The organism is Streptomyces rubrogriseus (genome assembly GCF_027947575.1).
Classification (GTDB): Bacteria; Actinomycetota; Actinomycetes; order Streptomycetales; family Streptomycetaceae; genus Streptomyces; species Streptomyces rubrogriseus.
On record NZ_CP116256.1, the window covers coordinates 4,032,072 to 4,044,424 of the forward strand.

7 protein-coding genes are annotated in these 12,353 nt (G+C 73.5%); 2 read left to right on the forward strand and 5 right to left on the reverse strand.

Annotation, left to right across the window (positions count from 1 at the left end):
* Positions 1-73: 73 nt before the first annotated feature.
* Positions 74-3,208, reverse strand: coding sequence for a discoidin domain-containing protein (locus Sru02f_RS18425; protein WP_109031104.1), 3,135 nt, complete (start codon positions 3,206-3,208; stop codon positions 74-76).
* Positions 3,209-3,286: 78 nt separating this feature from the next.
* A complete protein-coding gene (locus Sru02f_RS18430; RefSeq protein WP_167469413.1) occupies positions 3,287-5,605 on the reverse strand; it encodes a beta-L-arabinofuranosidase domain-containing protein in 2,319 nt (772 codons plus the stop codon).
* 274 nt (positions 5,606-5,879) lie between these two features.
* Here Sru02f_RS18430 and Sru02f_RS18435 point away from each other — a divergent pair, with 274 nt between their 5' ends.
* The gene (locus Sru02f_RS18435; RefSeq protein ID WP_109031106.1) at positions 5,880-7,391 is read left to right on the forward strand and encodes a carotenoid oxygenase family protein; all 1,512 of its coding nucleotides are present in this window, start codon (positions 5,880-5,882) and stop codon (positions 7,389-7,391) included.
* Positions 7,392-7,646: 255 nt separating this feature from the next.
* On the opposite strand, the gene Sru02f_RS18440 is transcribed toward Sru02f_RS18435, so the two are convergent.
* Complete coding sequence (locus tag Sru02f_RS18440; RefSeq protein ID WP_167469414.1) at positions 7,647-8,396, reverse strand: translation initiation factor IF-2; 750 nt, start codon at positions 8,394-8,396, stop codon at positions 7,647-7,649.
* Between the two features lie 325 nt (positions 8,397-8,721).
* On the opposite strand from Sru02f_RS18440, the gene Sru02f_RS18445 reads away from it, so the two are divergent.
* Positions 8,722-11,091 carry an esterase-like activity of phytase family protein gene (locus Sru02f_RS18445; protein ID WP_109031107.1) on the forward strand — a complete coding sequence of 790 codons (2,370 nt, stop codon included), beginning with the start codon at positions 8,722-8,724 and terminating at the stop codon, positions 11,089-11,091.
* 10 nt (positions 11,092-11,101) lie between these two features.
* On the opposite strand, the gene Sru02f_RS18450 is transcribed toward Sru02f_RS18445, so the two are convergent.
* Together Sru02f_RS18450 and Sru02f_RS18455 are read right to left on the reverse strand one after the other, a co-directional pair.
* Entirely contained in the window at positions 11,102-11,839 is a 738-nt protein-coding gene (locus Sru02f_RS18450) for a VOC family protein (protein WP_159107509.1), read from the reverse strand.
* Positions 11,840-11,931: 92 nt separating this feature from the next.
* Positions 11,932-12,219, reverse strand: coding sequence for a DUF6355 family natural product biosynthesis protein (locus Sru02f_RS18455; protein ID WP_159107510.1), 288 nt, complete (start codon positions 12,217-12,219; stop codon positions 11,932-11,934).
* Between the last annotated feature and the right edge of the window lie 134 nt (positions 12,220-12,353).

Genomic DNA, 12,353 nt, shown 5'->3' on the forward strand with positions numbered 1-12,353 from the left:
GGGCCGGGCGGCGGCCGGTCGCGGTGCCCTCGCGCTCGTACGGCCGGACGCCACGCGGCGCGGGCGGCGGGGCTCAGCCCACCGAGAGCCGGACCAGCCCCTCGTGTGCGTGCGGCGCACCCTGCACCGTCACCGCGACGTACCGGGCCGAGCCCGCCCGGGTGAGCCGGCGCACGCGGCCACGGCCGTCCAGGGTGCCGGCCTGCTGGTAGCGCACCCCGTCGGTGCTGAACTCCACGCGGGCCGCCGGCGCCGCGCCGGTCCTCCACCGCGCCTCCACCCACCGCACCTCGGCGCGCGTCCCCAGGTCGACCACCATGCGACCGTCCCGACCGGGGCGCCAGGCCGTGTCCGGGTCGCCGTCCACGGCGGCGTCAGGACTGGACATCCCCGGCGGCAGGGGATTGGTCGGGAAGGTGTTCCGGCCCAGGGCGTGGTCGTGGTGCGGGAAGGCCTGCGCCCCGCGCAGCGTCACCCGCGTCTCCCGTCCGCCCCGCACGGTCGCCTCGGTGCCGCGGCCCTGGGCCTCGATCCGCAGCCGGCAGTGGGCGCCGGACAGGATCAGGGTCGCCCCGTCGGCCACCCGGACCCGCAGCCCGGAGGGCAGGGAGCGGCCGGACAGCGCACTGAGGGTGAAGCGCGGCGCGAGCAGCGAGGCCGATGCCGCGTCCAGCCGCGCACCGTAGTCGATGCCCTCCCGGGTCACCGTCTGCTCACCCTCGTAGACCTCCCGGCTGCCGCCCTGCTGCGGCACCGCGACCCGGGTCTCCACCTCGTTGGCCGACAGGTTGAACAGGCTCAGGTACCCGTCCACCCGCGCCGCGCGGACCCGGCCGTCCCCGGCGGTGGGCGCGGCGCGACGGGCCAGCGCGCTCAGCTCCCCGGCGGACACACCGCAGTGCCCCTCGATCACCAGCGGCTCCCGGGCCCCTTCGGCCGGGACGATCGTGTCGCCGTACACCGCCAGCGTGTGCTCGCTCCCGCCGCGGACGACGAGCCCGGCCCGGCCGTCGACGTCGAGCCAGCCGCCGCCGCTGCGCAGCGAGGGGGCCGGGCCGGTCGCCAGGTCGGTCCACCGCTCGCCGTCCGGCGAACCCTGCACCCGGTAGGAGCGGCCGGCGGCCGCCTCCCAGCGCAGCGTGACCCGGTCCAGCGCGCGCTCGGCGCCGAGGTCGACGGCCCACCAGCTGTCCGCCCGCTTGCGGTCCTCGCGCGAGACCGCCCAGCGGCTTGCGCCGTTGCCGTCCACGGCCAGCTCCGGCCCCATGCCGGCCGACTGGGAGGAGGCCGTCGCCGTGCCGCCCCGCGCGAGGTCGGGCCCCTCGGCCCCGTCCCGCGCCTCGACCGCGTACAGCGAGTACCCGTACGCCGGGTCGGGCTGGACGCCCAGCATGCGCAGGTGCCGCACCGTCGTGCCGGGGAAGGTCAGTTCGTCGACGCGCCCCGCGGCCGAGGGCGTGGCGTCCTGCGCGCGGACCGTGGCCGAGCCCTCCGCGAACCGGTAGGTGCGGCTGCCGTCGAGGCCCGCCACCCCGGGCATGGTCAGGTTGTGCACCTCAAGCCGCGAAGCCGCCGCACCCGGCCCCTCGCAGGCGTAGACGACGGCGCCCGTGGGGAGTGTCGCGTACCCGGCGAAGCCCTCGCCGAGGCGCAGCACCGTGGCGCTGCCGTCGAAGCCGTCCCGCAGCGCCGTGTGCACGCGCACCGTCCTGCCGGTGACCTCCGCGGCGGTCGAGGGCAGGAACATCGGGGTGGCGCCGCCGAGCCGGAACAGCCAGTCGTCGTGCGCCGGCTGCCAGGCGAACTTCACGAACCCGGGCTTCGTCACCGCACCCGCCCAGGCCGCGGGCGACTGGTGGGACACCAGACCCGGACCGGTCCCGAAGTCGGTGACCCCCGACGCGTACGCGAACAACTCCGCGCGGGACAGGGGACGTACCCGCGGCCCCGCCTGCGGCCACACGTGCAGCAGATAGCTGATGGCCAGCTCCGCCCGCGCCTCCGGCTCGTACTTGGGCTCGCCCGAGAACTTCGCCAGCCGGTACTCGGGCGGGTAGGCCTGGTACGCCTCCAGGCGTGCGGCCAGCTCCGTCTCGGCGCGGGCCGCCGCCCGGTCTCCCGCCACCCGCGACAGGAAGGCCAGCGGTATGACATCCCTGCCGTACAGGTGCTCGCGGTCGTCCACCATCGGCATCAGCGGCTCGCCCGCGTCCGACATGACGCCCAGCAGGGTCCGCCACAGCGGCTCCGCGTTGGGCTGTCTCGTCAGGACCTCGGGCAGCGGCTGCCCCGCGGCGAGGAAGTGTGCCGCGTTGCGCCCGGAGGTGCGCCACATCTCCTCCTGGTAGTGCGGACCGAAGGAGCCGTGGTTCTCCACGATGAAGGTGTCGTACGCGTTGTGCGCGGTGTTGTGCGAGACCGGTACCCCGTCCACCCGCGCGGGGTTGGCCAGGTCGGCGGGCGGCAGGCCGCCCTCGTTGCGCGACCAGGTGCCGTAGTCGGCCGCCCACTCGGAACGGCGCCGGTCGTCCGGGGCCCAGGCCAGCGCCGGAGCGAGGGTCTGCGCGTAGAGCCCCATCTCCTCCAGCTTGGTGTCGCCGACGTACCCGCCCGCGAGTCCGTTCGGGGTCCAGGAGCCGGAGTACGGGTCGTCGCCCGTGCCCAGGGAGTGCGTGTACGCCGCCTGTTCGCGGGTGATGGTGTCGACCGCGGAGCGGGTGGCGGCGTCGAGCTCGTCCCACAGCAGGTGTGCGGCGAGGACGAAGTACGACTGGAACGTGGTGTCGAAGAACAGGGTGCGGCCCCACTGGGTGCCGCCGGTCAGCCGGTTGGAGGCGGCGTAGTGGCGCAGCGTCGCCAGGGTGCGGCGCCTGAGCGTCTCCCGGTCGACGCCGGCCGCGTCCTCGTCGAAGGCCCCGTGCGTCAGCAGTACGGCATGCCCGAGGACGACGGCGAACCCGAAGTTCCGGTCGCTGTAGGCCCCCTTGGCCTCGTCCCACTGCGTCTCGGACCAGCGGGTGTGCCGCAGCAGCACGCGGTGGTAGGTGGCGGCGACGTCGTCCGGCGGGTCGACGCTACGGGCGGCTCCGGAAGGGGCCGCGGCGGCCGACGGGGACCCCAGGGCCGGCTGGAGGGCGGCCGCGGCGCCGGTCGCGCCGAGGAGTTGCAGGAGGAGCCTGCGGCCTACAGGGAGGGAAACGGGGCCCATGATGGTCCTTTTCACCAGGCGACAACGTTGTCAACGCGGTCATCCTCGAACGACCCGCACACCCGTGTCAATGGCCGTTCAGCGCAGGATGCGCCAGCGGTTGTCGGCCGTACCGTCGTCCGCGTCCTGTACGACGAAGGCGCCGACGGCGGTGGAGCCGTCCCGGACGGCGAGCAGTTTCCCGCTGTGGGAGTTGCGGATCGTGAAGGTGCCGTCGCCCTGGTCCAGGAGCGTCCAGCGGTGGTCCGCGGTGCCGTTGTCCGCCCACTGCAGCACGGTGGCGCCGTCGGCCGTGGACATGTCGAGCACGCCGAGCACCTTGCCGCTGTGGACGTTGCGCAGGCGGTGGGTGCCGCCGGTGTCGGGCACCAGCTCCCAGTCGTGGTCGGCGGTCCCGGAGTCGGTCCAGAGCAGGGCGCGGCCGCCGTCGGCGGTGGACATGTCCTGGATGCCCAGCACCAGGGCGCTCGCGGCGTTGGCGATGCGGGCGGAGGCGAGGCCGCTGGTGTGCCAGTAGACGGTGTAGTTGTGCCCGTGGGCGTCGTGGAACGGGCCGAGGTCCACGGTGGCACCGTTCGCGGTGGCGGTGAAGGCCAGCGCGGTGGAGCCGGTCCGCCTGATGGAGCCGACGTCCAGGGCGGGGAGGGCGGACAGGACGGTGTCCCCGTAGTTCCCGGACAGGGTGACCGGGCCGTGGGTGACGGCACCGACGGCCGGGTTGTCGTTGGCGGGCCGTACGACGGTGCGCATCGGCAGGCGGACGGTGACGGTGTCCCCGGAGGTCCAGGCGCGGTCGACGGTCGCGTAGGTGCCGGGGTCGGTGGCGATGTCCTGCGGGACGCCGTTGACCCGGATGCTGGCACCGGTGGTCCAGCCGGGGATGCGTACGCGCATGGCCCAGCTGCCGCCGGCGTCGCCGGTGACCCGCAGCGTCGTGGTGTCGCTCGCCGGGTACGAGGTGGTCTGCGTGACGGTGATGCCGCGTTCGGCCCAGGTGAGGACCGAGGGGACGAACAGGTTCACGGTCAGGGTGGTGCCGCCGTCGTGGAAGTAGACGGACTCCATCAGCCGTGTGTGCATCTCCAGGCCGGTGCCCTGGCAGCACCAGAAGGTCGTGTAGTCGGTGCTCCACGTGCCGCCGCCCCACGCCGGGCCCACACCGCGCCGACCGCCGGGCCTCAGCGGGGTGAAGTAGGTGACGTGGCCGTGCGGATCGGCCGGGTTCTGCTGGCCGATCACGTGGTTGAGCCACGCCCGCTCGTAGTAGTCGAACAACTCGGCCCGGTCCGGAGTCAGCGCGAACAACTCACGGGTGAGGCCGAGCATGTTGACGGTGTTGCAGCTCTCGCAGGTGTCGTTCGCCAGGTGCGCGGCGATCGCGTCCGGGGCGCGGAAGTGCTCCGCCTGGCTGTTGCCGCCGATGGCGTAGGTGTGGGTGGTGACGCACATGTTCCACGCGTTGGTGGCGATGTCCCGGTAGCGCGTCATGCCGGTGGCCTTGTACTCGCGCACGGCCCCGATCCACTTCGGTACCTGCGTGTTGGCGTGCAGCCCCGCCAGCCGGTCCTGGCCCGCCGCCAGCGGGTCGAACACCGCGGCGTGGTCGAACCGCTGGGCGACGGCGAGCCATCGGGTGTCGCCGGTCTGCTGGCAGAGGTCGGTCAGGACGGCGTTCATGCCGCCGAACTCGGTGCCCAGTACGGTCTGCATCCGCGTGCCGCTCAGCCGGGCGGTGCGCCGGTCGACCCACCCGGCCAGGGCGAGCAGTACGTCGCGGGCCTGGTCGCTGCCGAGGTGCCGCCACACGTCCAGCAGGCCGGTGAGGGTCTTGTGGATCGTGTAGTACGGCACGTTGCCGTTGGTCAGCGTTCCGGACTCCAGGGCGGCGAAGTCCGACTCGGGGTAGCCGGAGAGGTACCCGGCGCCGAAGCCCGCGGCTCCGTTGTTGGCCTGGCACTTGGCCAGCTCGGCCACCATGTACCGGGCCTTGTCCCGGCAGACGGTGTCCCCGGTCACGGCGTACACCTGCGCCCACGCGGTGAGGAAGTGGCCCTGCACGTGGCTGCGGAAGGGGAAGTCGGGCGCCTCCCAGCCGCCGGTTGCGGCCGCGCCGTTCGTGGACAGGCGGTGGTTGGCGCGGAAGTTGTACAGCAGCCGGTCGACGTCGACGAAACGCAGATAGCTCCGGGTGCGGTCCTGGTTGTCCAGCCACCTGCTCGCGGTCGGCCTGACCCGGCCGAGGTCGAAGGGGAACACCAGCGCCCCGATGTCGGCCCGGGCCGGAGGGAGGGCCGCTCCGTGGGCGGGGGAGCCGCCGGCGAGCGGACCGACGGCGGTCGCCGCGGCCGTCGTCCCGGCGATCTGGAGCATGCGCCTTCTGCTGAGGGGCTTGGACATGGAACCACCTCTTCGTTCGCCGTGCGGAGCCTGGATGTACGGGAGACGCGGGGTTCGCTATTTCGAACACTGTTCGTGAAATCGTCGAGACGATAGTTCCGGCGCCGACGGGCTGTCAACGTGCCCGCCGAAGGCACCTGGGGGGTGGTGCCGGCACCACCCGAGATCCGGAGTCTGGGCCAACTGCTTCCCGGGAGAAGGCGGGAGAGGGTTGATCCGTCACCACGCATCCGGCCGACGCGGCCGGACACCGACAACGGAGCGAGGGATCAAGATGGCCAGTCACACGCGGCGGAGACTCCTCAAGGGCGCCGCGGTCGCGGCAGCGGGCAGTGTGGTCGGCGGCGGACTCGGGCCCGGCTTCTTCTCGGCTCCGGCCGAGGCGGCGCCCGCGGCCCCGAAGCCCGGTGGGAGCGGGACGACCCCGTTCCTGGAGGGGGCCTTCGCCCCGGTCACCGAGGAGCTGACCGCCTTCGACCTCAACGTCGTCGGCCGCATCCCGCGGGACCTGGACGGCCGTTACCTGCGCAACGGCCCGAACGCGCTGGGCGTCGAGGACGTCCGGGCCCACCACTGGATGATCGGCGACGGGATGGTGCACGGGGTCCGGCTGCGCGGCGGACGCGCGGAGTGGTACCGCAACCGCTGGGTGCGGGCCTCACAGGTGACGGCGAAGCTGGGGGAGACCTACCCGGGCCAGGCACCGCCGGACGACTTCGCGTGCAACACGCACGTGATCCCGTACCGGGGCCGCATCCTCGCGCTGCAGGAGAGCGGGCCACTCCCGTACGAGCTGGACGGCGAACTCAACACCGTGCGCCCCCACGACTTCCGCGGCACGCTCCAGGGGGCGTTCGCCGCGCACACCAAGTACGACGCGGCGGCCGACGAGCTGCACGCGATCGCGTACTACCCCACCTGGGACCACGTACGTCACCTCGTGATCGACCGCACCGGCAGGGCGAGGCCGGCCACCCGGATCCCCGTCGCGGACGCGCCGATGATGCACGACTTCGCGCTCACCGAGAAGTACGTGGTGATCGTGGACGTCCCGATCACCTTCGACGGTGCCGCCGCGGAGGCCGGCGCCATCGTGCCGTACGTGTGGAACGACGGGCACCCCATGCGCATCGGGCTGCTGCCGCGCACCGGCGGTACCACGCGCTGGTTCGAGATCGACCCCGTGTACTACTCGCACACCCTCAACGCCTACGACCAGGGTGACACGGTCGTGCTGGAGTACATCGGCTTCCCGGCGCCGTTCCACGCCGCCGGGCGCGGCACGGGCGGCCCCTCCGCCACCGGGGCCCCGACGCTCGACCGGTGGACGATCGACCTGCGGGCGGACCGGGTCCGCAGCGCTCGACTGGACGACCGGCCGCAGGAGTTCCCGCGCATCAACGAATCCCTGGTCTCCCGACGGCACCGTTACGCCTACACCGCGAGCGCGGCCGAGATGTGGCGCGCGTACGAGGCCGTCGACGGGGCGTGCCCGGACGAGAAGCTGACCAACTACCTGGTGAAGCACGACATGTTGCGCGGCAGCAGGCAGTCCCACCGCTTCCCGCGGGGCGCGGCGGTCAGCGAGCCGGTGTTCGTCCCGCGGCGCGGGGCGCGGGACGAGGACGACGGTTACGTCCTGTCGTACGTGAACGACCCCGACCGCGGCGCGACCGACCTGGTGATCCTCTCGGCCCAGGACTTCGGCGGTCACCCGTTGGCCCGCGTTCAGCTGCCCGGCCGGGTGCCGCTGGGATTCCACGGCAGCTGGATCGCGGACGCCTGAGCCCGGGCTGCGTCCGGTCGGCGAACCCGGCCGCGGTCGGGTCCGCGTGGACGGCCGGGTGGTGGCCGTTCAGCCGCCGGCCCCACGGTTCGTCACCGTCCGGGTCGCCGAGCGGCCGCACCCGGTAGCGGTCCGGGCCCGAGTGCCCCACCCGGCCGCACCCGGTTGCGCTCCGGCCCCGAGTGCCCCACCCGGCCGCGACGGTGCCGTTCCACCTCGATCGCCCCGCGCGCCGGCTCCGCTCCCGCCGTGCCGTCAGTGCGGTGCCGGTGCCGGGTCCAGGGCGTTGGCCACGCTGCAGCCGCCCTCCCCGGGCATCCGCTGGATGCGGGGCGGCACCCAGACCTCGGTCGCGCCGGGGACGACGCGGGCGAGCAGACAGTCCTGCGGGTCGAAGCGGTTGCCCTTCACCGACAGCAGGACGCCGACCCGGCCGCCGTCCGCCTCCACTTCGGTCCGGATCCGCGGATCGAGGTCGAGCGCGGCGAGCGTGCGGCGAACCTCGGCCTCGTCCACCCGGCCGTCCGCCGGGATCCGGGGAAGCGTCGTCCGAAGCTCCTCGGCGGGCATCTCGGGCGGCTCGGGCGGCGGGGCGAAGGTCAGCGCGGGGCCTTCCGGGCAGTCCACGTCGTGAGGGTCCTCGCGCCACCGCGACCCGGGGGACACCCGTACCGTGAAACAGCTTCGCACGGTGACCTCCTCGAGATCGACCCACGAGTTGTACGCCGAGCCGGACGTGCGGACGACCACCTCGACGCCGTCCCCTTCGTGCGTGGAGGTACCGGTCACCCGCATCACCTCCACCCCGGCCATCTGCGAGGCGGCCCGCCCGACCTCCTCCGCCGTGCGGGGACGCCGGCCGTACAGTCGCTCGCCCACCGTCCTGGCGGCCTCCCGTGCGGCATCGGTCGCCTCGCTCCGGGAGGACCGGGCCGGTCCGCAGCCGGAGGCGAGCAGCAGCGGGGCGAGCAGCAGCAGCGGGACGAGCGGCAGTACTCGGCGCACGCGTGCGTCCTTCCTTGGCCCCCGCCTGCCGCGTCGGCGAGCGGGACCGGGTGACCGCGGCACTCGTCCGCTCCGTAGTGACGAGCGCCCCACTGTCCGAAGAGAGGCGCTCCGTACGACGTACGGTAGCGGCCGGCCGCCCACCACGGAGCCGTCGGCGGCCAGTTGGTCCCGGCCGGGGCGGCTCGGCCCGCGGCGCGTCGCGCACCGTACGAGCCGGAGCCGCGGCCCCCCCGGATTTCGCCCGTCGTTCACCGGCCGTCCCCGTGGCACTCGCCCTCGGCTGAAAACGTTCGGCGACGGAGTGGACCGGACCGGAGGAAAGATGTCCCCCAAGAGCAAGAGAACCCGCGCCGCGCTGGCCGCCCTGGTCGTGGCCGCCGGCAGCCTGGCGACCGCGGGAGCCGCGCGGGCGGAGCAGCCGCACCCCGGGCAGCAGCAGGGCGGTCGGCAGGCCCAACAGCACCAGCAGGGGCGGCCGAGCCTGTTCGAGCGCACCGCCACCTACCCGGTCTTCCACAACCGTCCGGCCGGCGAGGACGCGTCGGCCGGGACCGTCGCGGAGATCTCCTCGGTCAGCGAGGACGGCCGCACCCTCGTGCACACCGACGCGGTGGCCCGGCGGATCGGCTTCCTGGACATCTCCGACCCCGGCCACCCGCGCGGCCTCGGCACCCTGTCGCTGGCCCGACTCGGCGACGCCGAGGACGAGCCCACCTCGGTGACCGTGGTCGGCCAGTACGTGCTGGTGGTCGTCAACACCAGCGCGAGCCACGCACGGCCCTCCGGACGGCTCGACGTCGTCTCGCTGCGCGACCGCGAGCGGGTGGCGAGCTTCGACCTCGGTGGGCAGCCCGACTCCGTCGCCGTCAGCGAGGACAAGCGCTATGCCGCCGTCGCGGTCGAGAACGAACGCGACGAGGAGGCGACACCGCCCGGCCGCGACGAGGGCGACCTGCCGCAGGCACCGGCCGGCTTCGTGCAGATCGTCGACCTGGGCCGGGGCACCGCCCCCGCACACTGGCGGACCCGGGCGGTTCCGCTGACCCGGGCCGACGGCCGGGCGCTGCCCGTGCTGGCCGAGGCCGAAATCGCCGAACCGACGGACCCGGAGCCGGAGTACGTCTCGATCAACAGCCGCAACCAGCTCGCGGTGACGCTCCAGGAGAACAACGGTGTCGTCCTGATCGACCTGCCGACCGGCCGGATCGCCAAGGCGTTCGGCGCCGGCACTGCCTCGGTGCGCGGCATCGACACCGAATCCGACGGCAGGATCGACCAGAGCGGGTCCATCGAGGACCTCCCGCGCGAGCCCGACGCCGTCGGCTGGATCGACGACCGCTACCTCGCCACCGCCAACGAGGGCGACTGGCGCGGCGGCACCCGCGGCTGGTCCGTGTTCGACAGCCGCACCGGCAAGCCGGTGTGGGACGCGGGCAACAGCTTCGAGCGGCTCGCCGTGCGCCACGGCCTGCACGACGAGGGCCGGTCGGGGAAGAAGGGCGCCGAGCCGGAAGGCATCGCGATCGCCGAGTACGACGGCGTGCCCTACGCCTTCGTCGGCTCGGAGCGCGACAACTTCGTCGCGGTCTACGACGTCAGCCGCCCCACCAGGCCGGTCTTCCGCCAGCTGCTGCCCGCCACCAACGGCCCCGAGGGCCTGCTGCCGATCCCGTCGCGCGGACTGCTCGCGGTCTCCAGCGAGGTGGACGACGCCGAGGCGGGCGTGCGCGCGTCCGTGAGCCTGTTCCGGCTGGGCCGGTCCACCGGGCACGCCCCCTCGTTCCCGGGCATCGTCTCGGCCGACGACGACCGCGGCGCCCCGATCGGCTGGGGAGCGCTCGGCGCGCTGTCCGCGGCACCGGGCAAGCCCCACCAGCTCTACACGGTCACCGACGCGGCGTACTCCACCACCCGCATCCTCACCGTCGACACGGCCCGCCGCCCCGCCGTCATCACCCGGGAACTGACCGTCAAGGACGCCGACGGGCGGCCCGTGGGTTATGACGCGGAGGGCATCCACGCCCGGCCGCGGGGCGGCTTCTGGCTCGCCGTCGAGGGCGGGACGGGCGCGGGCAACAAGCTCGTCCGGCTCGACGCGCGGGGCGTGACCCGGCAGGTCGTTCCGCTGCCGGCCGACGTCGCCGCGGGCCTCGGCAAGCAGGGCTTCGAGGGGGTCACCGCCACCACCGACCGGCGCGGGCACGAGGTCGTGTGGGCCGCGCTCCAGCGCGAGGCCGAGGGCGACCCGGCGGGTGTCGTACGGCTGGGACGCTACGACGTGACGGCCGGCACCTGGAGCTGGTACGGCTACCGGCTCGAATCCACCGGCACGGCCGGTGACTGGATGGGGCTGTCCGAGATCACCGCGGTCGGAGACCGGCTCGCGGTGATCGAGCGCGACAAGCTGAACGGGCCCGCCGCCAGGGTCAAGCGGATCTACACCGTGGACCTGCCGAAGTCGGCGGCGCCCTCGGGAGCCCTGCGGGTCCTGCCGAAGAGGCTCGCCCGGGACGTGCTGCCGGACCTGCGGGCCACCAACGGCTGGACGCAGGAGAAGCTCGAGGGCCTGACCGTGGGCGGTGACGGCCGCGTCTACGCCGTCACCGACAACGACGCCCTGGACGACGCCACCGGGGAGACCGTCTTCCTGGACCTCGGCACGGCCCGACAGGTCTTCGGCCGCCGGGGCTGACGGACGAGCGTCAGCCCCGGCCGAGGACGCAGAACTCGTTGCCCGCGGGGTCGGTCAGGACGACCCAGGAGACATCGCCCTGACCGACATCGGTCCGTGTCGCGCCGAGGGCTTCGAGCCGAGCGACCTCCCTGGCCTGATCGTCGACCGGGTCGGACATCACGTCGAGGTGGATGTGGTTCCACCCGGTCTCGTCGTCGGGTGTGCGGCGGAACTCCAGGTACGGTCCCACGTCCTTGGCGGAGCGCAGCAGAGCATGGTCGTCGGTCAGTTCGTGGACGGTCCAGTCGATCGCCTCGCCCCAGAAGCCGGCCAGGTCCCGTGGGTCGGTGCAGGAGACAACCACGCGGGCTATCGGCCCGGTGTCCCGGTAGCGCTCGCTGGGCTCCAGGACGCCGAACCTGTTGCCCTCCGGGTCGGCCAGTACCGTCCACGGTGCGTCGCTCCGGCCCACGCCGGCGTGTGTGGCGCCCAGTTCCTCGAGGCGGGTGACCAACTCCGTCCGGTGGGCCTCGGAGGTGGTGGCGAGCTCGAGGTGGACTCGGTACTTCACCGTCTCCGGGTCCGGGACGCGGACGAGATCGATGCAGACGGCGGACGGGTCCGGCCAGTCGAAGCCCACGGGTTCCAGGTTGGTGACGCCCGGCCCCTCGCTCGACGCGCTCCAGCCGAGCGCCTCCGCCCAGAAGCGGCCGAGCGCCGAGTCGTCCCGGGCCTTGAAGTTCACCTGTACGAGTTCCAACGTCATCCCGGAACCCTAGCCTTGCGGAAGCCCCGGGCAGCCCGGCCGTCCCCGAGAGGGCCGGGCTGCACCGGTTCTGGCCGTCCCCGCCGCGGGTCTCAGCAGGTGCGGCCGGTGTACCAGGCGCCGTCGATGTCGGAGCTGGAGCCGATCCAGGTCACGCCGGGCACCACACACCGCTCGCTGTTGGGCCCCCAGTCGTCGATCTCGATGACGATGTGCGAGCCGTCCGAGGTGCAGTGGTTGTAGTAGGCGTCGGAGGCGGTCTCGTAGAAGCCGCAGGGATTCGCTGCGGCCGGACCGGCGCTCAGGGTGATGGCGCCGACGGAGGCGAGTGCCAGGGCGAGGGAGGCGAGGGCGCTGGTCACGATACGACGAAGGGGCAAGGAGAGCTCCAAACGTAGGGGATCGCCAGGCGGGACTGCCGCTGTCTGCCGATCCGTTGTCGATGCGACGCCCAGACTCACAGCATCGGCGCGGGCGCTCTCAGCGATGGCGGCGCTGTTCACCCGGCGTAACG